Below are 26,249 nucleotides of genomic sequence, written 5' to 3'. Positions count from 1 at the left end.
TTAAAACAACTCCGGGTAATCTGTGGGGTTGGCCTCATTCATTATTTCATAGACTTTTTCAAAGATGTCTTCAGCACTTGGTTTTGAAAAATAATCACCATCACTTGCGTAGGCAGGTCTGTGTGCTTTTGCCGTCAGGGTTTGAGGTGCAGAGTCGAGATATCTGTAAGCCCCCTGTTTTTCTATTATCTCCTGCATAAGATAAGAAGAACATCCCCCCGGGACATCTTCATCAACTACGAGAAGGCGATTTGTTTTTTGTACACTTTTAAGCACATCAAATTTGGTGTCAAATGGCAGCAAAGATTGGGCATCTATGACTTCAGCATCCACACCTACTTCTTTTAATTCCCTGGCAACCTCCAGTACTATGCGCAATGTAGAGCCATAAGATAATAAGGTGATGTCAGTACCTTCTTTCAGGGTTTCAACCAGCCCGATTGGCGTGCAAAGTTCACCCAGGTTATCGGGCCTGGGTTCTTTTAAGCGATAACCGTTTAAGCTTTCAATAACTAGGGCAGGTTCGTCACTTTTTAGAAGGGTATTGTAGAAACCAGCAGCTTTGGTCATATTTCGGGGAACCAGGATATGCATACCCCGCAGTAAATGAATAAGTCCACCCATCTGAGAACCCGAATGCCAGATCCCTTCTAACCGATGTCCTCTTGTTCTTACAATTAAAGGAGCTTTCTGTTTTCCAACAGATCTGTATAGCAGGGTGGCAAGGTCGTCGCTTAATGTTTGCAGCCCGTAAAGGATATAATCCAAATACTGTATCTCGGCAATTGGGCGCAGTCCTCTGAGTGCCAAACCAATTCCCTGTCCTATGATAGTTGCCTCCCGAATTCCGGTATCCGCTATTCGCAATTCTCCGTATTTCTTCTGCAGTCCTTCCAGCCCTTGATTAACATCTCCTATAGCCCCGCTATCCTCACCAAAAATGAGTAATTCCGGATATTTTTGGAAGAGTTGATCAAAATTGTCCCTTATAATTATTCGCCCATCCACAAGTTCGGGATCGGCACTGTAATTAGGAGTAACCTCGGCAATATGGGTAGCTCCATTACTGGTTTCACTATGAAGGTGAGAACTGTATTTTGGCTGTGTCTTTTGGATAAATGCATTGATCCAGTTAATAAGGGCCGTCTTTTCAGGACTGTTCTCCCCAAGCAGGTATCTCAATGATTTTCTTGCTTTGACGGCCAGGTCCTTCTTTAAAGGCTCTTCAATTGCAATAAGATCATTTTTAATTTTTGTAATGAAACTCCTGTTGCTGCTGGTGGCTGAAGCCTTATCCAAAAGCTGTACAAGGACTTTCTTGTCTTCAATATGAGGAGCCAGAAATTCTGCCCAGGCTTCTTTTTTAGCGGTCCTGACATCTCTTTTGATCGTTTTTTCAAGATCGGCAAGTTCTTCTTCTTTTGCGATTTTATTTTCAATGACCCATTCCCTGAAGCGCTTATTGCAGTCGTTATCCTTTTCCCATTCAAGACGAGCTTCACTTTTGTACCGTTCGTGGGAACCTGAAGTGGAATGCCCTTGTGGCTGGGTAAGTTCAGTGACATGAATAAGGATAGGCACATGTTCTTCCCTCGCCATATCGGAAGCATTCTCATAGGTGTGAATCAGGGCAGTGTAGTCCCATCCTCTGACTTTCAGAATTTCGTAGCCATCTGCGTTCTTATCACGTTGGAATCCTGATAAAATCTCAGATATATTTTCTTTTGTGGTTTGGTATTTTGCCGGAACGGAGATGCCGAAATTGTCATCCCATACGCTAATAACCATTGGAACCTGTAGCACGCCCGCTGCGTTAAAAGTTTCAAAGAAATGCCCCTCACTGGTGCTTGCGTTGCCTATGGTGCCCCAGGCAACTTCATTGCCATTTACCGAGAATTTGGAGGCATCAATACCTTTAACATGGCGATAAATTTTTGAGGCCTGTGCCAGTCCTAATAGTCTGGGCATCTGTCCGGCGGTGGGGGAGATGTCCGGACTACTGTTCTTTTGCGCAGTAAGGTCTTTCCAGCTGCCATCCTCATTGATACTGTAGGTGCCAAAATGCCCTCCCATCTGTCTCCCGGCAGACATCGGTTCTTTCTCAATGTCGGTAGTGGCGTAAAGTCCGTGGAAGAAATTTTTTGGACTAAGAAGATCAAGCGCCATCATAAAGGTTTGGTCCCTGTAGTATCCGCTCCTGAAATCTCCATTTCTAAACGCTCTGGCCATTGCCAATTGGGGAAGTTCTTTCCCATCTCCAAATATTCCAAATTTCGCCTTTCCCGTAAGCACCTCGCGTCTGCCAAGCAGACTACATTCCCTACTGGTTACCGCAATTTCGTAATCTCTTAAAATTTGTGCCCTGAAATCATCGAATGAAATATCGTCGCTTGACTGTAGTTTTACGTCCATCGGGCCTTTTAGAATTTTGAACAAAAATATCAAAATAGATTGGTAATTGCAATGGCCAACTGGAGAAAAGTTTTAAATAAATCCTAAAAAAGTAAGTGTATTTATTGATTTTGTTACGTATGCTACAATAAAAATCAATTTTATTAGGAATATTGCAATAATTAAAACCACTTGCGGGTAAACAATCCTATTAAGGTTTTTGGGCTTATGGTGACTATAAACCTAATTTTTTCATCGTAATTGGGTTGTCCTAATTCCCAGCCATTGGTGGAATATAGTGGAAAGTAAAGTTCAAAATAATCTGTTACCAGATTTAACCTGATTCCGGAATCATAAACAAATCGAGCATCCTGATTTCTACTTTTCATCAGGCCGATATCCCCGTAGAGTTCAATCCATCGCCAAAGGTTAAAACTTGCATTGGTGGTCATCATCCAATCATTGGCAAAGGGGTTCTCCAACTTGGATTTAAAACCTCCTTCTGCAATGATAATTTGCTGGCTGACGATCCCGCTATCTTCCGATCTCCCCAGGTAGTTATAGTCGAACAGATAATCTGTAGGCCTGTCCAGAGCGAAACTAAAAAAATCGGAATTGGTTTTATTGCGCAAAAACTTACCTGCGAAAAACCTAAGGTTTAATTGTCGGTTGTTTTGAAATAGTTTTCGGTACTCCAGGTTAAAAGCCAGCTTGGAGAAATCACTGGAGTGCTGGGCATCTGCAAACCAGTTAAAATAATTAATTATTCCTGTATTATAGGAGTTGTACCGTACATTAAACACGCTGTAATCCGGATCAGTTTCCAGTTCATCAAGGGCAGGATCAATGGTTCGGAAAACGTTTACATGCCGCAACACCAAGCTTTGCCTTTTATTAGATATTAGATTGTCCGAACGCCATCCAAAGCCAATAGAAGGCGTCAGGGTAGAATATCTGGAATTGGTTTGAAAGTGAAAAGTAGATCCTCTTAGTGCGTAATTGGTCACATACATACCACTTTTACGATGATATTTTCTATAGTTAAATCTGCCAAATCCGACAAATGATTTCTCCTTGAGGGCATAAGAAGGCGCAAAATCGAAAATAAAGGGCCTTTCTAAAAGCGTTTTGTTGGTAAATCTCAATCCTGGTGTTATCCCATCGTATACATTAAAACTAGCCACAGGCATATAAAAGACCTGATTATAATAGGGATCTTCCGAATCTTTAAAGAACTGAAACTTCAATTTCTTATTACTGGATAAAAATCCACTTAGGGTTTTCCAGTTGTCCCGCTGATTAAATTCGGGGATCTTTTGATCGTAATTCAGAACGAGTCGTTCTTCTGTAGTTCTTGGTATCTTAATGGTTTTAGTCGATTCAATATCGCGAAACCAGTATTTTGAGACCACAGAATCTCCATTTATACCAAAAAGAGAAATAGGGACATTGGTCCCTGTTTTGTTCTTTAATACTACTGAAAGCGAATCTTCTTCTTTAATTATCTTTTTAATTTTGAAGTCGATCCGTTCATCTGAATTTACATAGGCATCAAAAAACCAGTCAACGTCCTTATCTGCATTCTTTTTGATAATATCCTCAAAATTTTTCGGCTTAACCTCCTTTAAGTTATACGAAGAATAAAATTCTTTTACGCTTTTGTCCACCTTATCCTGCCCAAGGTAGTCTGCCAAATAGGCCAGCCCTAATCCTGCTTTATATGTGTTGGCAATCTTTTGGTTAAATTTAATCAGGGAATCGTTGGGAGTTGTCAAGGCCTGGTCCAGATTCTTACGGGCAGTGAGCATGTAAAGGAATGAGTACTGCTCATTAAAATCCATGTCTGCCAGGTGAAAACTTCTAAAACCCCATAGATTTGATAATTTTCCTAATAGTTTCTGATTGGAGTAGTATTGATCTACGAATTTGATCATTAAATAATTTACCAGGGCGTCTGACACCCATTTTTCTTTCCTTGGATTCAGAAAAACGGTCTCTCGCATATAGCTAATCAATGCGGTTTTAAGAAACTTCATTTCAAACTGAAACTGTGCGTCATATGGCCTGATGAATGTTGGCAGCTGACTTAATCCGTATAAGGGGTTCTTATTAAAATCTACTTCACTGACCAACAATTGTTCATAGGGAAAATCGCCAAGATTCTCATGAATAAATTTACTAATCTTGTTTATAGATATCCCTTGCAGTACTGAAGGGTAGTTATTTGAACGGATATCAGTAACTACAATAGAATGCCCGGTTACATGTTTTATAAACCTATTGGAAGGGTTAAGAATAATATCACAACTTTTCCTGTTTGCTCCTTTCAAGGATGCGTATTGTTTCCCGGGAAAAGAGGTAACGTTAACCTCATTGTAATTGGTCCCGATATAGAGCGAATCGGGAAAGATAAAATTAATATTGGTATCTGTTATTTCCGTATATAAATCCTCCAGATTCTTATTAGAATATAGCTGCCAGGTGCCGTCGTAAACGGCGGGGGTAAGGTACCAGTCTTTCAGGTAGTAGCCATTTCTGTTGTCGTATCCGTAAGGTGTAAATTTGTTAGATGGTAGTTTAACCGTATAAGTAATGAAGAATTTTGCTTCCTTTCCGGGAAGCAAGGGTTTGTTGAGAATAAATTTAACGATATCCTTACCACTGGTGCGCTGCCATATCAGGCCTCGATATTCACTGTCTACAATGCTAAAAATTTCTGTTGATCCGCGTTCTTCATCCTTGGCGAGATGAAGACTTTTTTTAAACTCTTCTGCAAAACGTTTGGCAAGGGCAGTTTTCTTATCCGAATAGGCATGTGCCCAATCATTAAAATATAGGGTTTCTAAAGTATCTTTTGAACTATTAACATAGATGAATTCTTGTTGAATGTTAATAGATTTAGTCTGATGATCCAGGGTAGCGGTCAGCGAATTGCTATGTTGCGCATAGGCCATGCCCCCGCAAAAGAGCAAAAATATTAACTGCTTACATTTTATAGTTCTCAGAACTTCAGAATTCATTAATTTAGAAATTGGGGCTAAGGGATTTACCTTTGTAGAAGGCATCAATAATTTCAACTACTTCGTCTTCAGTATCCACAATTCTGATCAGGTCCAAATCTGTTGCACTAATATTACCTTTACTTAGCATGATGTCTTTGATCCAATCAAAGAGACCAGTCCAGAATTCGGAGCCTACCAGAATGATAGGGAACCTACCTATTTTATTTGTTTGGATCAAGGTCATGGCTTCAAACAACTCATCAAGAGTACCAAAGCCACCCGGCATCACAACAAATCCTTGTGAATATTTAACAAACATTACTTTTCTGACAAAGAAGTAATCAAAATCCAGGCTTTTGTCTTCATCAATAAAAGGATTGTCATGCTGTTCAAAGGGAAGGTCTATATTTAAACCAACAGAGGTGCCTCCTGCCAGGTTGGCCCCTCGATTTCCGGCCTCCATAATGCCAGGCCCACCACCAGTGATAATACCATATCCTGCTTCCGAAACTTTTTTAGCAATATTTATGGCCATCTTGTAGTATTTGGCATCAGACTTTGTCCTAGCCGAACCAAAGATGGAAACACAGGGACCAATAGCACTCATTTTTTCAAATCCCATGACAAACTCTCCCATAATCTTAAATATGGCCCAGGAGTCATTGGTTTTTATTTCGTTCCACCCTTTGTGGTGTTGCTCTTTTCTCATATTATTAAGAATAAATTTTATACCATATAATGAAGTTAGTTTATCTACTTCACGGAATACTCACAATTTCCAAAAAAAAGAAAAACCAGACTGCAATTATCCAGGAATTCTATTGTAAAATTTAATGATTGAGCAATTCCCTGCTTTGCTTTTGTAAGGCCAGCTCTTTATTTAAAAACTCCGCAGTATAACTTTTAGTATCCAAACAGATTTCTTCAGGAGTACCTTTGGCGACAATCATACCACCTCCACGCCCCCCTTCATATCCTATATCAATAATGTAATCTACCATTTTTATAACATCAAGATTGTGCTCAATGACCAACACTGTATTGCCTTTGTCCACCAATTTGTTTAAAACTTCCATCAGTACGCGTATATCCTCAAAATGAAGTCCGGTAGTGGGCTCATCCAGTATATAAAAAGTATTTCCGGTATCTCGCTTAGACAATTCGGTTGCCAATTTTACCCTTTGTGCCTCACCTCCTGATAAGGTGGTAGACTGTTGCCCCAGAGAAATGTAGCCTAAGCCCACATCCTGAATGGTTTTAAGTTTGCGGTAAATCTTTGGGATTTTTTCAAAAAAGTCGACCGCCTCGTTAATCGTCATTTCAAGAACATCAGAAATAGATTTGCCCTTATAGCGGATCTCCAGAGTTTCCCTGTTAAAACGCTTGCCATTACAGGTTTCACAATCCACATACACATCTGGCAGGAAGTTCATTTCAATTACTCTTAAACCGCCCCCCTGACAGGTCTCACATCTGCCGCCTTTAACGTTGAAACTAAACCTCCCTGGTTTGTATCCGCGGATTAAGGCTTCTGGTGTTTTGGCAAACAAAGCGCGAATCTCGCTAAAAACCCCGGTATAGGTTGCCGGATTTGATCTGGGGGTTCTTCCAATAGGGGATTGGTTAATATCTATTACCTTATCTATATGTTCTAAGCCGCTTATTTTTTCATAAGGCATGGGCTTTTTTACTCCATTGAAATAATAGGCATTCATAATGGGATATAGTGTTTCATTGATCAGGGTAGATTTACCACTACCGGAAACACCGGTTACTCCAATCATTTTGGCCAACGGAAATTTTACACTCACATTTTTGAGGTTATTTCCTGTACACCCATTTAATGTAATAGATTTTCCGTTTCCTTTCCTTCGTTTTGCGGGGATGGGAATCTCCTTCCTGCCTGTTATATATTCGGCAGTGAGCGTCATATGCTTTTTAAGTGATTCTGGCCTTCCCTCGGAGATGATCTCACCTCCGTGTTTTCCTGCCCTTGGTCCTATATCTATAACGTGGTCTGCCCGTTCAATCATATCGCGGTCGTGTTCCACAACGATTACAGAATTTCCTATATCTCTGAGCGACTCCAGCGAGCTGATGAGTTTGTTATTATCTCTTTGGTGCAGTCCAATACTGGGTTCATCTAAGATATAGAGTACCCCTACCAGCTGAGAACCTATTTGGGTTGCCAGTCGAATACGCTGGGCTTCTCCTCCGGATAGCGATTTGGAACTTCGGTTCAGTGATAGGTAATCTAAACCAACATCTAGCATAAACCGGATTCGCGTACGAATTTCCTTGATAATTTCCTCCGCAATTTTCTTTTGATTTCCATCTAATCTGGCATCAATCAGATCAAAGAATTCGGCCAATTCAGCTATATCCATATGGGTAAGCTCAGCGATATTCTTGCTATCTAACTTGAAGTAAAGCGATTCTATTTTTAATCGGGATCCATGGCATTCCGGACACTCTATTTTGTCCATATATTCCTTGGCCCACCTTCTTATGGAGGTAGAGTCTGTTTGATTGTATTGCCCTTTAATAAAATTGGCAATGCCTTCATAATCTATTTTATACTCTCTTTTTATCCCTAAAGTCTTGGAATCTACTTCAAAACTTTCCTCTCCTCCATAGAGGATGATCTCCAGTGCTTCTTCAGGAATTTTATTTATGGCATCGGTAAGTTCAAAGTGGTACTTTCTGGCGATGGTCTCTAGTTGTTTAAAGGCCCATGATTTTTTATATTCTCCCAATGGGGCAATTCCACCCGCTTGGATGGAGAGTTTAGTATTCGGAAAGATTTTATTTCTGTTTACTTCATATACATGCCCGAGACCGTTACAATTTTTACACATCCCTTTTGGGGAGTTGAATGAAAATGTATTGGGTTCGGGACTGGGGTAGGAGATACCGGTGGTAGGACACATAAGGTCGCGACTGAAATACCGGGGAATGTTGGTGCCTTCCTCTAAAACCATAAGTACATTGTCTCCACTGTGCATGGCGGTATTAATAGATTCCCTGAGGCGTTTATGCAGGTCTTCGCTTTCCACAACCTTTAAGCGGTCTATTACGATCTCTATATCATGGGTTTTGTAGCGATCTACCTTCATGCCCTTGGTAATATCGAGAACTTCCCCGTCTACCCTGACTTTCACAAATCCCTGCTTTCCGATCTGTTCAAACAATTCGCGATAATGACCCTTCCTGGATTTAATAATCGGAGCCAGGATATTAATTTTTTTGTCAGTGTAGGCCGAGATAATTAGACCTTTAATTTGCTCATCACTATAACTAACCATCTTTTCGCCTGTCTTATAACTATAGGCATCTGCGGCTCTGGCATATAAAAGACGGAGAAAATCGTATATCTCGGTAATGGTACCCACGGTAGATCTGGGTGATTTTGAGGTGGTTTTTTGCTCAATCGCAATTACAGGAGAGAGACCATCAATTTTGTCGACATCCGGCCGTTCTAACCCCCCTAAAAACTGCCTGGCATATGCAGAAAATGTTTCTATGTACCTGCGTTGTCCTTCGGCATATATGGTATCAAAAGCCAAAGAAGACTTACCACTTCCGGAAAGCCCGGTTATCACCACCAGTTTTTCCCTGGGAATGGTAACATCTATGTCCTTTAGATTGTGGACCCTTGCTCCCCTGACTTCAATATTTTCCTCGTAATTTATCATTGGATTTGACAAAGTTGCAAAGGTACAATTTTGAGACCTAAAAAAGAACTGGGATTTACTCTTAAATTTATAAGATAACTGTAACTATAGTATCATTTAATCCACGCAGCAAGCTGTAATTTGGCGTTGTGATTACATTGGTGGAAGCTCTCATCAATTAGACCGCATGTTTTTCCTGTAAGTAGGACCGATACCGTTTTGCAGGGGGCTGTTTAAACAACTTTCTGTTAATTAATGAGGTAATATCAGCACGCTTAAAATAATCATTTCTGATTTTATCATAATCCATAGTTTCGCCTCTTGACAAGTTGGGATTTATCGCATTGAGGGAGTGCATCTCTTTAAGATCAAGGGTGACCATTTCCACTCCCTTACCGTTATAATAGATACCGTATTTGCGCTTTATATCATAAATGATCCAGGGGTTATCTGCATAACGGCTCCGGAAGTATTTGGAGATCAATGGTAGTATATTATGATCTGGCGCTAGATTGGCAAAATAAATACCATCTCCCGTATACTCAAAGTTCAAAGAAGCTTCTATTCTGTTTTTTTCTTTAGCCACCATTGCGGCAAGATGTTCAATTTTGTAGGATTCAGAAGGTGCTTCTAATAACTCAGCTTCTGAACTGAACAACCCTTGTATGTATTTATATAACAAAAACTCTATTCCCTCACTCTCGCTTAAGTAGGCAAAATAGAGCTGCTTTATAGCGTTGTTGCTTTTATTCTGTATGCCCTTCCAAACCCTTTTTGCCTTGTCCATTTGAGTAAAAACAGTTTGAATTTCGGAAAACAAACCATTTTGTGTTCTACCATTTTTACGGATATCAGCTACATTGAGCTGCTCTTCAAAACCGACAAAAATGGCAGTTAAGAATCCATTAAAACTCCCGTCATAAACTAAAATTTTTGAATTTTTCATTCTTAATCAAATAAGGTGAATTGAAGATTTTTTAAGTTTTTCATTGCCTCAGGGGAAGCGGGGGCAAGATTGTTTCCATAAGGGGGTACGCTATTTCTATCGTTTATCTTAGGACGGAATTTATTTCTTCCGGTCTTAAGCCTGCTAGTGGGATTAACAAAGTAATCCTGGTCTTGTGTGCCTTTCTTCGCCAGGGCAAAGAGCTTGTTATGTAAATCATCAAACTGCATATAAATTTGTATTTAATCCAAAAATATGGAAATATTCCTAATTATGGAAATATTCCAATAATTATTTTGGATATATTCCATAATTTGTATCTTTGAGAAGATTAGGAATTTTATTTTGATAAGGATGGAAAATGAACTTACAGTTAAACGGTTTACAGATGTTCGCAGAGAATTGGGTTTTACCCAGGCAGAATTTGCCCAGCTTCTGGGCATTTCAAACACCACTGCGGATATTGAAAGGGGCAGAACAAAATTGTCGGGAAAGGTGGTCGCAGAGTTGTTGAAGCAATTTAAAATAAACCCGTTGTGGTTATTTGGAGAAAGCAGCCAACAATATCTGGAGACTTCAAATACAAGCGTAATACCAAAAGTGGTTACTGTAGATTCAGCAGATAAGGACAATATGGTTTTAGTGAATGCAAAAGCGGCTGCAGGTTATCCTCAAAATATACAGGACACCAGTTGGTATCAGCAACTCCCGGCTTTTGACCTTCCTATTCCGGAATTTAGAAATGCTACTTACAGGGGCTTTCAGGTAGAGGGAGACAGTATGCTGCCTAACCTGAAACCAGGGGAGTGGGTCCTGGCAAAAGCTATTGAACATGTAGACGATGTAAGCCCGAATAAAATTTATGTAGTGGTCCTTGAAGATGCAGTTCTGGTTAAAAAAATAGAGAAAAGACCTAATTCTAACAACATTACCCTGATATCCTTAAATGAATCTTATCCACCTTATGATATCAAACCATTCCAGGTTCAGGAAATTTGGCAGGTAAATAGCAAGATAACCTTTGGAGTGGATGCCACTACAGAAAAGGGGCTATTAAGACAATTACAGGAGTCTATGGATGAGTTAAAGCAAAAACTGGCAAATTGATCGCTACTGCTGAAGGTGTTCCTTTATAAATGTTATCATCATTGCCCTGGAAACGGAATGTTCATCTTTCGACATGGATCTCCAGAGTGCTCCGTGATTCATGGATTCTTCGTAATATATTATAAAATCAGCATACTCGATTTCCAATAAAGCCTTCTCAAATAATTCGGTATACTGCTTAATTGCATTATCGGCAATTAGCAATATGGGTAGCTTTAATTCCTCTAAATAAGTTGTTGGAGAAGCGGCTTTAAAGGTCGATGGTGGCCCGAAGACATCAATGACATGCGTTTTGGCCATGGCCCTTGAGGCTTCATTCTCGTGATTGAGGAAAACACTGTAATAGTGTTCTATGTCAAAGGCTCCGGAAACTGGAATTATTCCCCGTATATTATCAGGAGATAAGTCATTTGCCTTTAGATAACGACTATCCATGGCCAGGAGCGCTGCTAAATGTGCCCCTGAAGAAAAGCCACCTACATATATATTTCTATGGCTGTATTTAAGAGAATCAGCATGATCGTACAACCATTTAAATGCCGCAGCAACATCTTTAATATGCTCCGGGTGTTGAACGCCTAGTTTCTTCCGTTTCTCGGAAAACTCACCTTTACTCAATCTATGCCCAACAGATGCAACGGCAATTCCTTGTTGGGCAATTTTTCTGCAGAGCTCCATCTCCATGTGTCTGTCAACAAAAGACCAGGCGCCTCCTCCAATCCATAGCAAAAGGGGAGGGTTATTCACTTCTTCGGGAAGTAATAAATTTAAGCGTTGCAGCTTGTCATCGACCAATTTCTCAGCGGCCATATAAGGGATGTCTGATATTTCTTTAACCGATACCACATCATTGTTTTGCTGAGCACAAGAACTGGTTAGCATCAACAATAACAGTATGTATACATATTTACTCATAACATCATTTTAAAAACCTACTGCAGTATCGTCTCCTCTTTTATCGGCTCCACCTTCATAGCGGCCATCAGGCAACACGAGTATAGCATCTACTTTGCCTATTATCCGGCTTCTCTTTTCGTTGATTTTATAACCTTTAGCTTTGAGTGCTTCCAATACATCTGCTTCAAATCCTTCCGTTTCAAATGTGATATGATCTGGTAACCACTGATGGTGAAACCTTGGTGCATTTACTGCCTGCTGCATATTCAGCTTGAATTCATAAGTATTTAAAATAGTCTGGGCAACTGCTGTTATTATTGTAGATCCCCCGGGAGTGCCCACTACCATCCACAACTTTCCATCTTTTTCAACAATGGTAGGGGTCATAGAACTTAGCATTCGTTTCTCCGGCGCAATGCTGTTAGCTTCGGCTCCTATTAAACCAAACATATTAGGTGTCCCTACCTTTGCACTAAAGTCGTCCATTTCATTATTTAAGAAAAAACCCAATTCCTCGCAGTATAATTTGGATCCATAACCGCCATTTAAGGTAGTAGTAACAGAAACGGCATTGCCCATGGCATCAACAATAGAATAATGTGTGGTTTCCGGACTTTCAATTACTTCAACATTTCCGTGCGATACCTCTGAAGACAGGGTGGCCTGATTAAATGTAAAATTGCTCATCCGTTCTTTCAGATAGCTGTCCTTTAAGAGCACATCAAGAGGAATGTCCACAAAATCCGGATCTCCCAGGAAATAATTTCTATCGGCATAAGCCCTTCTGGAAGCTTCTGTAAACAATTGAATGGCCTTGGAAGAATTATGCCCATAACCTGACAAATCATAAGGCTCCAGCATCTTAAAAATCTGGTTAATTGTTACCCCGCCGCTGCTTGGGGGGCTCATAGAAATTATTCGCAGATCTTTATAATCAAAAATTATCGGTTGTCGCCAAACCGCCTCATACTTTGCCAAATCCTCCTCAGTGAAATATCCTCCCTGATCCTGAATAAATGCAACGAGCTTTTTAGCAGTTTCTCCTTTGTAGAATTCGTCTCTTCCATTTGTGGCAATTCGTCTCAGCGTATTGGCAAGTGCCTGGTATTTAATAGTATCTCCAGGGATATATTTTTTAGAAAACAAGGTACTATCGCCATTGGCCTCTATCAACTTTTCGTGATAAGAGGAAAGTCGCTTGGCTTGCTTTTCGGTAACTATTACTCCTCGTTCGGCCAGGGCTATCACAGGTTCAAAGATCTGTTCAATAGGGAGGCTGCCAAATTTGCTATGCACTTCAAAGATACCGGCCACAGTCCCGGGAATACCAGCCGCGGTAGCACCCTTGGTGCTTTTTTCAGAGATGAAATTCCCCAGGGAGTCCAGGTACATATCTCTATGGGCGGCAATTGGTGCTTTTTCTCTATAGTCTATTGACCCGAGATCACCATTTGCCTTTCTATAGACCATAAAACCACCACCGCCAAGGTTACCGGCAAAGGGATAGGCAACAGCCAGGGCCATTTCAGTTGCCATCATAGCATCAAAGGCATTTCCGCCTTTTTTAAGTATAGCGACGCCAATTTCAGAGGCTTCTTCCCTTGCCGAGACTACCATGGCATTTTCGGTCACCAGTCCCGTTGGAGGCGCAATTTGCCTTTTGCAGTAAATAAAAAGAAGTAGCATTAGTGGTAATAGAAAGTGTACTTTTTTTAATCGCATTATTTACCGTGGTTTAGTTTAGTGAAATACGTTTGTTAAAATAGCATATAAACAAGATGTTGGGACCAATTTTATCATGCTCATAAGGAAACAAATTTTTGCCTTGAAAAGGTAATTAATTCTTCAAAGAAAGAGCTAAATTCAGCTTCGAAATCATCGTAATGTGTTTCCAGATCTACAATGGCAAAATTCATTTTGCTTTTGTTCTTTGTCCTTCTGTTCATTCCCTGAAGTACCTTGGAAATGCCGTGTAATTTAGCGTAATTGACAATCCAGTTATCTGCAATCATATAAGGCATCATTCTTTGTACTCCATCTGGAAGTATTGGATAATTATCCTCAAGCAAATCGTAAAAATTGTCAACAAATACGGGCAAGGGCTCTTCCGAATACTTTTTCCAGTTTTTGGCCAGAAAGTGATCGTAAAAGATATCTACAATTACACGGCTATAATGACTGTAATTTTCGTGAAGTCGTTTTGAACTTTTTCTTACCGTAGGATGTGTGTCTGTATAAGTGTCAATAGCTCGGTGCAGAATGATCCCTTTCTGAACGCGCTCTGGCAGATGTTCATAATTTCTCCCCCTGATACTATCGGCAATGAAGTTCCCGATAGTGATCTCATCATCATTGAATGACAAATATATATGAGCTAGAAAGTTCATTCGTCGGTGTTCATAATTATGATGTCGAATTTACAAATTACAAACATAGATTAGTTGACAGTCCTGTATATTTGCAAAAACTTTTTCAAAAGTATGACTTTAATAAAATCTATATCCGGCATCAGGGGAACCATAGGAGGCTCGCCAAACGAGAATTTAACGCCCTTAGATGCCGTAAAATTTGCTGCGGCATACGGTACCTGGTTAAAGGAGTATTCACAAAAACAGCAACTTAAGGTGGTTATTGGTAGAGATGCCAGAATATCCGGTGAGATGATCCAGAATTTAGTAGTAGCTACCCTGGTTGGCCTTGGCATAGATGTAATAGATCTCGGATTATCGACAACACCCACAGTGGAAATCGCTGTGCCTTTGGAACAGGCAGATGGGGGTATTATTTTAACGGCCAGCCACAATCCTAAACAGTGGAACGCCCTTAAATTACTGAATGAGCGAGGAGAGTTTTTAGACGCTGCGCAGGGAGCAATAATATTGGAACTCGCAGAAAAGGAAGATTTCATTTTTTCTGAAGTGGATGAATTAGGAAGGGTTACATTAAACAATGACTATATAGATATCCATATTAAGGAGGTACTCAAGTTGTCACTTGTTGATGCGGAAGTAATAAAACAAGCCGGGTTTAAGGTTGTAGTAGATGGGGTGAATTCTACAGGAGGTATTGCCATCCCAAAACTACTAGAAGCCCTGGGCGTAGAGGTTATTAAATTGTACTGTGAGCCTACAGGTGATTTTCCGCACAATCCTGAGCCATTAAAAGAACATCTTGCAGATATATGTAAGTTAGTAGTAGAGGAGAAGGCCGACTTTGGTATTGTGGTGGATCCGGATGTAGACAGGCTGGCTTTTATAACAGATGATGGTGAAATGTTTGGTGAAGAATACACTCTTGTTGCCTGTGCAGATTACGTTTTAAGTAAGACAAAAGGGAATACAGTTTCTAACCTATCCTCTTCAAGGGCTTTAAGAGATATTACTTTAAAGCACGGAGGTCATTATGAAGCTGCTGCGGTTGGGGAAGTAAATGTGGTTACAAAAATGAAGGCCAATAATGCCATAATTGGAGGAGAGGGCAATGGAGGAATAATTTACCCGGAAAGTCATTATGGTCGGGATTCCCTTGTGGGAACAGCTCTTTTCCTCATGCTGATGGCAGAGCAAGGCGGAACGGTCAGGGAGCTTAGAGACAGCTATCCTAGTTATTTTATGAGTAAAAAGAAGATTCAATTAACTGCAGACCTTGATGTTGATGGCATTTTGACAGCTATGGAAGAAAAATATAAAAGTGAGAATGTTTCTACTATAGATGGTGTAAAAATAGATTTTTCAGAAAATTGGGTGCATCTGCGAAAGTCGAATACCGAACCCATTATCCGAATTTACACTGAAGCAAAAAGTCAGGCAGAAGCAGATCAGCTGGCAGACCGCATCATTGCAGAAATTAAGGAGGTAGCAGGGATTTAGGGATTAAGCTTACTCAAATACTGATCGCGGACTACTTTAGCGGTTTTATGCTCCCCGGTATGACTCCAGCCCGGTGGCATTATCAGGTAACTGATTTTATTCTTAAAGCCCGGTGCGTGGTAAATGTCTTTTGCCAGGGCAATAAACTCTCCGAAATAAACATCAAAGAAGTTTCCCGAATTTATTTTTCTTGTAATGCCGTAATCTATTTTAATATTAGTATTTTCTTCCTGATACGTCCCGAAAACCCTGTCCCAAATATTTAAAAGATTGCAGAAATTAGTGTCTATATAAAGCGGGTTTCTCGCATGATGTACACGATGGTGAGAAGGAGTTAGCATAAACTTGTTTAAGAAACCAAAACGGGCATCTTTGATAAAATTCTCACCCACATGTATAAATGCACCATAGGTGCCATCTATGAACATAATCAAAAACAGCATTGCAGGCTCTACACCTAATAAGATACATACCGTGGTTCTGATTACATCGGCATAGGGGGCTTCCAAAAAGAAATGGGCATAGGTCACTGTCAGATTCATTTCTTCTGGTGCGTGATGTGTAGAATGCAGACACCAAAACAGTCGCACCTTATGTCCCAGGTAGTGATATATAAAATGCCCGAATTCCCAAACAATATAGCCATAGATGAGCCAATACCAGGTAGGTTTGGTCTGGAAGGGCGCATATTCCTGAAATAAGCCTATGCACAAGGTTACCATGGCGATAGCAATAAACCTTCCAATGAACCTGTTAAAGACGTATATCAGGAAGTTTACTTTATATACTTTGGTCTGTGGCTTCTTGTAGACTAACCCAAGGATAAACTCTAATATTACCAGTAGCGGTATTAAAGGGTAAATGAGTGTAACTATACCATCATATGTCCGGAACACTTCGTAATTACCTGTCTCAAAAATTTCCCAGGCGCTGCCAATTCCCAAAAAGCCGATGATCTCATCCCAAAGTATATCTAATATTTCCATTGGCAAAAGTTAAGGCTTAGGAAGATTAAATCCCAATTTAGCTAAAATGTAAATCAGATGAACATGTATATGGGGTGACTGAATCAGACCTAATTAATACCTTCAGGTACCTTGTCTCTGTGTTTCCACCTCCTGTGTGTCCAAAGGTAAAGCTCTGGCCGTTGCTGTATTTGCTCTTCCGTCAACTGCAGAAACTTGTTGGTTATCTGATGCTCTTCAGTATTTTTTCCTGTGGTGGTTATAGGGATTAGTTCGGCCTGATAATAACCTCTTTTCAGCTTATCGACTTTTACAAAAACGACAGCCATATCCAGTTTTCTGGCAATATTTTCAGGGCCGTTGAATATAGGAACCGTAACACCTAAAAAAGGGGTCCAATATTGTGCCTTTTTGGCCATTGGAGACTGGTCGCTTACCATTCCATAAACTCCTTTTTTGTTGTTCTGGTCGTTGCGCATTACAGTTTTGACTGTCTCTTTCTGATTAATGGGAATGGTATTCCATTTGCTCCGGATGCGTTTTATTAATTTGTCGAAATAAGGGTTGCCTATATCCTGATATACGGCATACCCCTGTGATTTCAGGTAATTGTTTATACTTATGATCCACTCCCAATTGGCGTAATGGGAACAGAGCAGAAGTACATTTCTTTCTTTTTCGAGACCCTGTAGCAGTTCTATATTTACACATCTAAAACGGCTGATCATATCTTCACTCGATAAGTTCATCGTTTTTACGGTTTCTAACATGACATCGCAGAAATGCGCATAAAACTGCCTGCGAATTTGCTTTATTTCAATGTCTGATTTTTCGGGAAACACTAATTGAAGATTTTCAGTTACCACTTTCCTACGATATCCGGCAAGATGATAAATCAGAAAAAAAAGAAAATCTGATAGCATATAGAAAAGGCGGTAGGGCAGAATGGAAATTACCCATAGAAAAGGATAAGCAAGTAGAAAGACCAATAGCTGCATAGAAGTAAAAACTATCGGCAAATATAGCTATATTTGGCGCTTAATATAATTGAACTTTCCATGAATATGCATTTGGCAACAATTGCCATCATCGCTGCCAATGTACTTCTGTCTTTAAAAGGATTTAATGATGCCGCTTTTTTCGACAGATATAAATTTCAGATTGGTCCTATCAAAGCAGGTCAGAGAGAAAGAATGTTCAGTTCGGGATTTCTTCATGTTGATTTTTCACACTTGTTCCTCAACATGTTTACTCTTTATTTCTTTGCCGATGTGGTAATACATTGGTTTGGCCCCATTAAATTTCTAATTATCTATACAATTAGTCTTGTTGGTGGAAGTTTATTGGCCTTATTTTTCCACAAAGATGAACCATTTTATAGCGCGGTAGGGGCTAGCGGGGCGGTAACTGGTATTTTGTATGCAGCCATCTTATTGCAACCAGATATGCAATTGGGTATTATGTTTATCCCTATCCCAATACCTGCCTATATCCTTGGAATTCTTTATATGGTTTATTCTATCTACGGTATGAAAACCAGGGTGGGTAATATTGGCCACACCGCCCATTTTGGAGGTGCAATTGGCGGTTATATAACTACGCTGCTCTTTCTTCCGAATTTATTGGTTACGGAAACCCTTATGGTGATATTATTAGCCATCCCTATTTTGATTTTATTTGTGCTTCAAAAAACAGGCAAAATCTGACTACTCTTTCCAAATAGCAGCCTCCGGCAAACCCTGGTAAAAAATAACAGGTTTCTAAATCTGCATGCCATACGTCGAATATTTTTGTAGGAAAATATACCAAAAAAGGTTTTTTGACGTTACCTAATTGACCAAATCTAATTAAAACTACTTATGAATAAGAAGGTATCCCTGTTTCTGGGGGCTCTCATGGGGATGTTTATATCCTGTAGCGATGAGACAACGATATATCATGACGACTTAAAAGAGGACCTGGTGCTGGAGGTTGATGAAGTAAAACTCCAGGGTAGCTTAAATTATACCAAGGCAGGCGTTTTAGATATTCTTGAAGAAAATGCCATTACAAACAAATTAAGCCGGCTTACCGGGAAACCCGATGAACAGGCCGGAGATTACCCTTTAACTTTAATTGCTCAAGTAAATCCACCAAGTTATGGTAGTTCTAACCTCACGGCTACACATGTTGATATAGCAGGGGATTACGCCTATGTTTCTTATAATACTGTAGGTCAGGAGTATTTTGGGGCTATCCAGGTGATCAATATTGGTAACCCGAACAATCCCAGGGTAACTTCACAACTTATTTATTTAAATGCAGATTTGAATGCCATTGCATACGATGGTGGCTATGTTTATGTTGTGGGGGGTGTAGATGCTGAGAAATCTGTAAGAGCTACATCTAATGCATTGCTTGCTAAAATCGCAGTCTCCGGAGGGCGACTAATTACGGATAATATTATTTATGGATTTCAGGAAGGTTTTAACGCCAATTCTGTAGTAGTCAATGGAGCTTCGATTTTGGTAACTAGCGGCAAGGATGGTACGTTAACTTCTTATAGCAAAAGTGATCTCATAACTGAAAACGAAGTGTTATATACTGATCTTAGATCCGTATCTGTTGATAATAACAATATAGCCCTATTGGATGCAAGCAGCGGGGTTAGGGTTTTAAACAATAGTTTTCAGCCAATTAAAGATATTCCTATAAGCACTGACTTTGGTGCTGCCTCAAAAAAGACAATTGATATTTCTGGCGATAAGATCATAGTGGCGGAAGCCAGTAAAGGGGCAGGAGTGTATAGTTATTCTACAGGAAGTCTTTTGGAATATATTCCTATTCTTATTAACCCGGAAGGAGTAGCTGAATCTGACATCAACACCAACGCTGTGGCGATAAATGATGATATTATTCTGATGGCCAATGGGGGAGCAGGACTTTGCTTATCCGAAAAAGGAACTAATAATACCAATGTATATGGGATAATAGCCTTAGACGGCTCAACTAATTTTGTTGTATCTAAGGATGACTATGTATTTGCAGCATCAGGCCGTGAGGGGCTTCAAATCATTAAATTAAACAGGCCCAATGAGAGCCTGGCTTCTATCTGTTCTGGCCTGCCTGTTTATGAAGGGAGTTCTAAGCTTACCGTAAACAGTGGTGATAATTATCAATACCAGGGTTCTAAGCGTTTTAATAATATCAACGTTAGTGGTTCCCTGCTACTATGTGGTTCATGGACAGTCAATAACAGGGTTTTTGTAAACGACAATGCCCTTTTTGAAATGTTTGGAACGATAACTGTGGGAAAAAATAACAGAAGAAGAAATGTCACCGTTGATCCGGGCGCCATCCTTAGAATTGAAGGAAGTCTTACCATCTATGGAGATTTAATTTTAGAAGATGGAGCGACCATTGAATTTTTGGGACCAGACGCCTCGGCTAATATTTTTGGATCTGTCGTTAAAAACGGAACTGTTACGGTTAGTGGCACTTTCGACGATGTCAGGAATAAATTCTAAAGAAACACCACACACCAATTAATAAAAAAACCCGGTCAGAAATGGCCGGGTTTTCTTTTGGTATGCTAATGTTTTATTGAAGCATTTCAGATATTTTTTCCTCCAGGGCAGGCCCCCGAAGATTTTTGGCTACTATAATGCCATTCTCATCCAGTATAAAAGTTGCAGGGATAGCATCTACATTATAAAGTTTCGCAATCTCATCAAAATATTTCACATTGGACACATGGTTCCAAACCAGGCCATCGTCCTCTATTGCTTTTTTCCAGTCTTCTGCTTTCCTGTCTAGCGAAACGCCAAGAATACTCAGGCCTTTTCCCTTATATTTTTCATATACTTTTACCACATTAGGATTCTCCGCTCTGCAAGGTCTGCACCAGGCCGCCCAGAAGTCCAGAATAGTTGCTTTCCCTAAAACATCATTTAACGCAAGTTCTTCACCGGTAGGTGTTGGTGCAGAAAAATTAGGTGCTTTTGCCCCAATAGAGGTGGCTACGGATTTATCCAGTTTGTCCTTTATTTTTTTACCGGCAGTGGTTTCTTTTATCTCAGGACTAAGTGCATCATACAATGCTTTAACTTCCTTTTCGGATAAAACGCCCATAGTAAGAATCTTATCTAATAACAAAGCTGAAATTAATGCATTTGGGTTTTCCTTTGCAAAGGTTAGTTCAAAGTCTTTGGCTTCTTCCTGCAACTCCTTATATTCATCTCTCAATGAAGTCATGCTTGCAGAATCTTGCTGCATGGTTGCCATCCTCATATCGTTGCTCATAGACATGGCCCTGTTAGAAAAGCTTCTTGAGATATCAAGAAAGTCGGCAAATAATTTGTTCTGGGGGGTTCCTCCAATTTCGGAAAAGCCCAGACTGTCTTTCTGTGTACTGATATTGATTGTTCCTTCTTCTATTATTACAGGAATGTTTCCTCTTATTTGATCAATAAAAACATAATGTAACTCAGGAGAACCGGCTTCGCCTTTAAATGCAAACTTGCCCGTTTCTACTTTGGCGGTATCTATATCTACTGGCCTACCTTGTTCATCGGTTCTTTTAAGAAATACCAAAGTGCCATTTTCTACTTCACCTCTAAGGTCACCGTTAATGGCAAAGCCGTCGATACTTTCACCACAGGAAACCAGCAAAGTCAGTGGTAGCAGGGCATAAAATAATTTCTTCATATTATTATGAATTAAGATGCGCAAAGGTACTTATATATGAGAGAATAAAAAAAGCCCTTAACATATTGTAAACGTTAAGGGCTTTTGGAATGTTATTGCGTTTTAGAACTGATATCGGATTCCCAGTGCTATATCGAAATCAAAACTATCATTAAAGTCATCATATCCTATTAAACCAATTTCAGGTCTAAAATCTAACGATAGGAGTAAAGGAATATCAAAATTGTATTCTATTCCTATGTTACCTGCTCCAAATACAAAGAGGCCACCATCTAAATCCACACCAGGTTGTGGTTCAAAGTCGACACTACCAAGTCCGCCACCAACACCGTAATACCAGTTAAAGTTACCATCCAGAGTGTGCACCCATTGGTACAAGCCCGCCAATTTAAAGGCATCATAATTACGACTATCTCTCCAGCCCAGATCAAATTCAGCTCTATTGTATCTGCCTATAGATTTTTGATACGAAATTTCAGCGCCAAATCCGTCACTGTCCCCAAGGCGCAAGCCCAGAGCATGATCCGATATTTCCTGGGCACTGACACCACATACAGTTAAAAATGCAATACTTGTGACTACTTTTAAAATTTTCAAATGTTTCATACTAATTGTTCATGTTTGTGCTATGTAACTGGCAGTTTACGCATCGATATGAATAGGTTCTAAGCCTTTTACTTAGCGGTCAGATTAATTAAGGTTCAAAATTAGACCAATGTTAATGGCCTTGAGTTAATAAAAACTTAATTTAGCATCCAAAAATTGTTCCAAATTGAATAAAAATTTTTTGACAGATCTAAAAAAGCAACTCGAAGGCCATCTGCACTTAGATAATCTTACTAAATCTATTTACGCTACCGATGCATCCGTATATAGAAAAACACCGGCTGCGGTAGCTTTTCCTAAAAACGAAGATGATCTCAAAAAGCTGATTGTCTTTGCCGATGAAAATGGGGTTGGACTAATTCCCAGAACGGCCGGCACCTCCTTGGCCGGCCAATGTGTTGGTGATGGGATAGTGGTAGATGTTTCTAAAAATTTTACTCAGATTCTGGATTTCAATAAAGATTTAAAACAAATTACAGTACAACCCGGGGTGATTCGTGACGAATTAAATCAATTTCTTGCCCCGCATGGACTGTTTTTTGGCCCCAATACATCTACCGCCAATAGATGCATGATCGGGGGCATGGTTGGTAATAATTCTAGTGGGACCACCTCTATACAATACGGGGTAACAAGAGATAAGGTAATTGCTTTAAAAACATTACTCGCAGACGGTTCAGAAGCTACATTTGCCGCCTTGAGCCCGGAGAGGTACAAGGAGAAAATATCAATGAAAAACCTTGAAGGCAATATCTATCGGGAGGTGTATAACGAACTCTCTAATAAAGATGTGGGCCAGAACATAAGGACCGAATTTCCAAAACAGAGCATACACAGAAGGAATACCGGATATGCAGTGGATGCCCTTCTGGAGAGTACAATTTTTAGTGATACGGATATACCTTTTAATTTTTGTAAACTTTTAAGTGGGAGTGAGGGGACACTTGCCTTTACTACTGAAATTACCCTGCAATTAGATGACCTCCCTCCTCCGCATGCTGCCATGGTAGTTACCCATTACAGACAACTACAGGACTGTTTAAGCGATGTTGCCGTGGTAATGCAGCACAATCTTCACCTCTGTGAGATGATGGATAAAGTGATATTGGATTGCACAAAGAATAACAGAATGCAATTGGCAAATCGGTTTTTTGTTGATGGCGACCCCGCCGCATTGCTGATGTTAGAAATTAAGGCGGAAACAGAAGAAGATTTAGAAGAGCAACTGGCTTTATTGAACGCTACCATTAAGCGGTCTGGCCTGAGCTACGCCCAACCCGTCTTGAAGGGAGATGATATTAACAAGGCCATTGAATTAAGAAAAGCAGGCCTGGGATTGCTGGGCAATATGGTAGGAGACAGGAAAGCAGTGGCCTGCATAGAAGACACGGCAGTAGCACTGGAAGACCTAAGCAATTTCATAGGCGAATTCACCAAAATCATGAAAAGTCATGGACAGGAAGCCGTTTATTATGCACATGCAGGTGCAGGAGAATTGCACTTGAGGCCCATTCTGAATCTTAAGAAATCTGAGGACGTCTCTCTATTCAGGACAATTACAACAGAAGTGGCACATCTGACCAAAAAATATAAGGGTTCATTTAGTGGCGAACATGGGGATGGTATTGTAAGGGCAGAGTTTATACCCTTAATGATAGGCCATGAGAATTATGATTTACTGAAGCGGTTGAAGTCCTGTTTTGATCCTAAAAACATATTTAACCCGGGGAAAATTGTTGATGCGTATCCCATGGATGAATCCCTGCGCTATGAAATAGACAGAGAAGAACCAAATATCTCCACCTTTATGGATTTCTCTGACAGTGAGGGGATCCTTAAAGCGGCGGAAAAATGCAACGGCAGTGGAGATTGCAGGAAAACAGAAAAGATGGCCGGTGCCATGTGCCCGTCCTACCATGCCACCAGAAGTGAAAAAGATACCACAAGAGGCAGGGCCAATGCTTTGCGCGAATACCTGACTGGGGGAGGGCAGCAGAAGAATCCTTTTGATCAGCCCGATCTAAAAGAGGTTTTTGATCTCTGTTTAAGTTGCAAGGCATGCAGCACTGAATGCCCAAGTAATGTGGATATCGCAACACTTAAATCTGAATTTCAATATCAGTATCAGGAGGCTAATGGGTATCCAATAAGAAGCAAAATATTTGCACATGCTACCAGACTAAATAAATTGGGCAGCAAGTTGCCTGGCCTGACCAATGCCGTGTATTCTTCTAAATTTCTCGGAGGCATTATTAAGAAACTATCTGGAGTAGCGAAACAAAGAGCACTGCCAAAAGTAGCAAGCTTTAATTTCAATAAATATTTAAATAATATCAGGGACAAGTACGGTCCGGGTGAGCATAAGCTTATTTTATATATTGATGAGTTTACCAATTATCTGGATGTGGAGTTGGGGAAAGATGCAATTTTACTTTTGACCAAACTTGGCTATGATGTTCGGCTGTTCTATGGGGAAAGCGGACGCACCTATATCTCCAAAGGCTTCTTAAAACAAGCCAAAAGACTAGCCGAAAGAAATGCAGATAAAATTCGTGAATTTATTGATCAGGGGCTCCCTATTGTAGGATTGGAGCCTTCGGCCATCCTTACCTTCCGCGATGAATACCTGAGGTTTGGTATTGAGTCGGAGCTGATAGATAAAATAGGGTCGCAAGTGTATTTAATCGAAGAATATTTGGCCAGGGAGATTAAAGAAGAACGTATAGGCAGTGATCATTTTGACGAGACGGCCAGAACCATAAAAATTCACAATCATTGCCATCAAAAAGCATTGTCTGATCAGAAGGTGACTTTTGATATCCTGAACTTACCAGTAAATCATAATGTTACCATAATATCATCTGGTTGTTGTGGGATGGCAGGTTCATTTGGGTATGAGAAAGAGCATTATGAAATTAGTATGAAAATAGGGGAGCTAAAGTTGTTCCCTGCAATTCGAAAATCGGATGAACAAGTGCTTATTTCTGCAAATGGGACAAGTTGCAGGCATCAGATTTTTGATGGGACCGGTAAAACAGCAAAGCATCCTGTAACCATTCTAAAAGAAGCTTTACTCATCAATTGATTCCCCGTCTTTTGCTTTTTTTTGTTTTGATTTCTTCGCAACAATAGATGCTATTAACTCGTTCATATCCATCCCTTTAAGATCTTCATCGGCGTAGAAGGGAGACAATTTGTCCTGATTGTAGTGATAAATTTTCCATCGTTTAAAGGAATATTCCAGGGCGGTCAGATTTTCTACCCAATCCCCGGAATTTAAATAGGTGCATTTGCCATATTTGTTTTCATGCACTTCTTTTTTCGGTTGATGAATATGCCCGCATAATACATAATCATATCCATTTTCCAGGGCCAGTTCAACGGCCGTTTTTTCAAAATTACTGACAAATTTCACTGCACCTTTAACGCTGTTTTTAATTCTTTTTGAGAGCGAATATTTACCCCGTCCTAATTTGGATAATATCCAATTTATAATGCGGTTAAGACGAATTAGCAAGTTGTAGCCATAGCTTCCGAGCTTAGCGAGCCATTTGCTGTTCTGTACGGATAGATCAAAAACATCTCCATGAAAGAACCATGCTTTCTTTCCATTTAAGTTAAGTACAAGCTTGTCTACAATATTGATGTTACCCATGGTTGTGCCACTAAATTTTCTCAGTACCTCATCATGGTTCCCTGTGATATAATATATCTCTGTCCCATTGGAAGCCATTCCAATTATTTTTTTCAGGACTTTTAAATGTGATGGTGGAAAATACCGTTTATTGAATTGCCAGACATCAATGATGTCTCCATTTAAAACTAATATAGAAGGTTTTATGCTATTTAAATAAGAAATAAGTTCTTCTGCATGACAGCCAATGGTGCCAAGGTGAACATCTGAAACAACTGCTATTTCCAGTTTGCGCTTTCTCAATACCTTTCGGTTTAAATGTTATTGCAAAATTATAAAGTCCAATTACAATACCATTAGGTTTTTGTTTAAGCTATGAACACCATATGGTTAAGTTTAAATTAAGTCGCGTCACTTTTTGTTAATCTATAATTAATCAAGTGGGCTTTGTTTCCACTTATTTAACATTTAC

Annotated in this window: 19 protein-coding genes; 5 read left to right on the top strand and 14 right to left on the bottom strand. The window is 39.9% G+C overall.

Going from position 1 to position 26,249, the window contains the following annotated elements:
* The 6 genes from J1G40_RS03840 to J1G40_RS03815 all read right to left on the bottom strand — a co-directional run bounded on the left by J1G40_RS03840 (position 1) and on the right by J1G40_RS03815 (position 10,243).
* Positions 1–2,412, bottom strand: a complete 2,412-nt coding sequence (locus tag J1G40_RS03840) for a thiamine pyrophosphate-dependent enzyme (protein ID WP_265241137.1) — start codon at positions 2,410–2,412, stop codon at positions 1–3.
* 161 nt (positions 2,413–2,573) lie between these two features.
* Complete coding sequence (locus tag J1G40_RS03835) at positions 2,574–5,411, bottom strand: metalloprotease (RefSeq protein ID WP_265241135.1); 2,838 nt, start codon at positions 5,409–5,411, stop codon at positions 2,574–2,576.
* A 4-nt stretch (positions 5,412–5,415) separates the two neighbouring features.
* Positions 5,416–6,102, bottom strand: coding sequence for a TIGR00730 family Rossman fold protein (locus tag J1G40_RS03830; protein ID WP_265241133.1), 687 nt, complete (start codon positions 6,100–6,102; stop codon positions 5,416–5,418).
* 121 nt (positions 6,103–6,223) lie between these two features.
* A complete protein-coding gene (gene uvrA, locus J1G40_RS03825) occupies positions 6,224–9,088 on the bottom strand; it encodes an excinuclease ABC subunit UvrA (protein WP_265241131.1) in 2,865 nt (954 codons plus the stop codon).
* 157 nt (positions 9,089–9,245) lie between these two features.
* On the bottom strand, positions 9,246–10,013 hold the full coding sequence (locus tag J1G40_RS03820; protein ID WP_265241129.1) for a TIGR03915 family putative DNA repair protein: 768 nt from the start codon (positions 10,011–10,013) through the stop codon (positions 9,246–9,248).
* Positions 10,014–10,015: 2 nt separating this feature from the next.
* On the bottom strand, positions 10,016–10,243 hold the full coding sequence (locus J1G40_RS03815) for a hypothetical protein (RefSeq protein WP_265241127.1): 228 nt from the start codon (positions 10,241–10,243) through the stop codon (positions 10,016–10,018).
* 124 nt (positions 10,244–10,367) lie between these two features.
* On the opposite strand from J1G40_RS03815, the gene J1G40_RS03810 reads away from it, so the two are divergent.
* Positions 10,368–11,120, top strand: coding sequence for an XRE family transcriptional regulator (locus J1G40_RS03810; RefSeq protein WP_265241126.1), 753 nt, complete (start codon positions 10,368–10,370; stop codon positions 11,118–11,120).
* A gap of 3 nt (positions 11,121–11,123) precedes the next feature.
* Here J1G40_RS03810 and J1G40_RS03805 read toward each other — a convergent pair whose 3' ends face one another.
* From J1G40_RS03805 to J1G40_RS03795, 3 genes are all read right to left on the bottom strand, one after another.
* Positions 11,124–12,035: an alpha/beta hydrolase gene (locus J1G40_RS03805; RefSeq protein ID WP_265241124.1), complete on the bottom strand. Its 912-nt coding sequence runs from the start codon at positions 12,033–12,035 to the stop codon at positions 11,124–11,126.
* A 9-nt stretch (positions 12,036–12,044) separates the two neighbouring features.
* Complete coding sequence (gene ggt / locus J1G40_RS03800) at positions 12,045–13,739, bottom strand: gamma-glutamyltransferase (protein ID WP_265241123.1); 1,695 nt, start codon at positions 13,737–13,739, stop codon at positions 12,045–12,047.
* Positions 13,740–13,819: 80 nt separating this feature from the next.
* The gene (locus J1G40_RS03795) at positions 13,820–14,404 is read right to left on the bottom strand and encodes an acyl carrier protein phosphodiesterase (protein WP_265241121.1); all 585 of its coding nucleotides are present in this window, start codon (positions 14,402–14,404) and stop codon (positions 13,820–13,822) included.
* Between the two features lie 93 nt (positions 14,405–14,497).
* Between J1G40_RS03795 and glmM the strand changes: the two genes are divergently transcribed.
* Positions 14,498–15,886 (top strand): phosphoglucosamine mutase, encoded by a 1,389-nt coding sequence (gene glmM, locus J1G40_RS03790; protein WP_265241119.1) that lies wholly within the window; start codon positions 14,498–14,500, stop codon positions 15,884–15,886.
* Here the strand turns inward: glmM and J1G40_RS03785 are convergent.
* Entirely contained in the window at positions 15,883–16,872 is a 990-nt protein-coding gene (locus J1G40_RS03785) for a sterol desaturase family protein (protein ID WP_265241118.1), read from the bottom strand. The two genes, glmM and J1G40_RS03785, sit on opposite strands and share 4 nt — an antisense overlap.
* An 89-nt stretch (positions 16,873–16,961) precedes the next feature.
* Positions 16,962–17,870: a lysophospholipid acyltransferase family protein gene (locus J1G40_RS03780; RefSeq protein ID WP_265241117.1), complete on the bottom strand. Its 909-nt coding sequence runs from the start codon at positions 17,868–17,870 to the stop codon at positions 16,962–16,964.
* Positions 17,871–17,909: 39 nt separating this feature from the next.
* Here J1G40_RS03780 and J1G40_RS03775 point away from each other — a divergent pair, with 39 nt between their 5' ends.
* Both J1G40_RS03775 and J1G40_RS03770 read left to right on the top strand, forming a co-directional pair.
* The gene (locus tag J1G40_RS03775; protein WP_265241633.1) at positions 17,910–18,557 is read left to right on the top strand and encodes a rhomboid family intramembrane serine protease; all 648 of its coding nucleotides are present in this window, start codon (positions 17,910–17,912) and stop codon (positions 18,555–18,557) included.
* Between the two features lie 153 nt (positions 18,558–18,710).
* Complete coding sequence (locus tag J1G40_RS03770) at positions 18,711–20,357, top strand: hypothetical protein (protein ID WP_265241116.1); 1,647 nt, start codon at positions 18,711–18,713, stop codon at positions 20,355–20,357.
* A gap of 73 nt (positions 20,358–20,430) precedes the next feature.
* Here the strand turns inward: J1G40_RS03770 and J1G40_RS03765 are convergent, their stop codons facing one another.
* Positions 20,431–21,537 (bottom strand): TlpA disulfide reductase family protein, encoded by a 1,107-nt coding sequence (locus J1G40_RS03765; protein ID WP_265241113.1) that lies wholly within the window; start codon positions 21,535–21,537, stop codon positions 20,431–20,433.
* Positions 21,538–21,639: 102 nt separating this feature from the next.
* Positions 21,640–22,143, bottom strand: coding sequence for a hypothetical protein (locus J1G40_RS03760; protein WP_265241112.1), 504 nt, complete (start codon positions 22,141–22,143; stop codon positions 21,640–21,642).
* 166 nt (positions 22,144–22,309) lie between these two features.
* Between J1G40_RS03760 and J1G40_RS03755 the strand changes: the two genes are divergently transcribed.
* Complete coding sequence (locus J1G40_RS03755) at positions 22,310–25,228, top strand: FAD-binding and (Fe-S)-binding domain-containing protein (protein WP_265241110.1); 2,919 nt, start codon at positions 22,310–22,312, stop codon at positions 25,226–25,228.
* On the opposite strand, the gene J1G40_RS03750 is transcribed toward J1G40_RS03755, so the two are convergent.
* A complete protein-coding gene (locus J1G40_RS03750) occupies positions 25,214–26,080 on the bottom strand; it encodes a UDP-2,3-diacylglucosamine diphosphatase (protein WP_265241108.1) in 867 nt (288 codons plus the stop codon). The two genes, J1G40_RS03755 and J1G40_RS03750, sit on opposite strands and share 15 nt — an antisense overlap.
* Positions 26,081–26,249 lie beyond the last annotated feature (169 nt).

Origin of the sequence: Muriicola sp. Z0-33, assembly GCF_026126425.1 — a bacterium.
Taxonomy (GTDB): Bacteria; Bacteroidota; Bacteroidia; order Flavobacteriales; family Flavobacteriaceae; genus JAFMPW01.
Note: the sequence above shows the minus strand (reverse complement) of the source record. Positions and strands in the feature narration are given on the sequence as shown.

Bases quoted from the DNA above. Each gene is read 5' to 3' on its own strand.
- J1G40_RS03840 (WP_265241137.1), bottom strand. From the start codon at position 2,412: ATGGACGTAAAACTACAGTCAAGCGACGATATTTCATTCGATGATTTC.
- J1G40_RS03835 (WP_265241135.1), bottom strand. From the start codon at position 5,411: ATGAATTCTGAAGTTCTGAGAACTATAAAATGTAAGCAGTTAATATTT.
- J1G40_RS03830 (WP_265241133.1), bottom strand. From the start codon at position 6,102: ATGAGAAAAGAGCAACACCACAAAGGGTGGAACGAAATAAAAACCAAT.
- uvrA (WP_265241131.1), bottom strand. From the start codon at position 9,088: ATGATAAATTACGAGGAAAATATTGAAGTCAGGGGAGCAAGGGTCCAC.
- J1G40_RS03820 (WP_265241129.1), bottom strand. From the start codon at position 10,013: ATGAAAAATTCAAAAATTTTAGTTTATGACGGGAGTTTTAATGGATTC.
- J1G40_RS03815 (WP_265241127.1), bottom strand. From the start codon at position 10,243: ATGCAGTTTGATGATTTACATAACAAGCTCTTTGCCCTGGCGAAGAAA.
- J1G40_RS03810 (WP_265241126.1), top strand. From the start codon at position 10,368: ATGGAAAATGAACTTACAGTTAAACGGTTTACAGATGTTCGCAGAGAA.
- J1G40_RS03805 (WP_265241124.1), bottom strand. From the start codon at position 12,035: ATGAGTAAATATGTATACATACTGTTATTGTTGATGCTAACCAGTTCT.
- ggt (WP_265241123.1), bottom strand. From the start codon at position 13,739: ATGCGATTAAAAAAAGTACACTTTCTATTACCACTAATGCTACTTCTT.
- J1G40_RS03795 (WP_265241121.1), bottom strand. From the start codon at position 14,404: ATGAACTTTCTAGCTCATATATATTTGTCATTCAATGATGATGAGATC.
- glmM (WP_265241119.1), top strand. From the start codon at position 14,498: ATGACTTTAATAAAATCTATATCCGGCATCAGGGGAACCATAGGAGGC.
- J1G40_RS03785 (WP_265241118.1), bottom strand. From the start codon at position 16,872: ATGGAAATATTAGATATACTTTGGGATGAGATCATCGGCTTTTTGGGA.
- J1G40_RS03775 (WP_265241633.1), top strand. From the start codon at position 17,910: ATGAATATGCATTTGGCAACAATTGCCATCATCGCTGCCAATGTACTT.
- J1G40_RS03770 (WP_265241116.1), top strand. From the start codon at position 18,711: ATGAATAAGAAGGTATCCCTGTTTCTGGGGGCTCTCATGGGGATGTTT.
- J1G40_RS03765 (WP_265241113.1), bottom strand. From the start codon at position 21,537: ATGAAGAAATTATTTTATGCCCTGCTACCACTGACTTTGCTGGTTTCC.
- J1G40_RS03760 (WP_265241112.1), bottom strand. From the start codon at position 22,143: ATGAAACATTTGAAAATTTTAAAAGTAGTCACAAGTATTGCATTTTTA.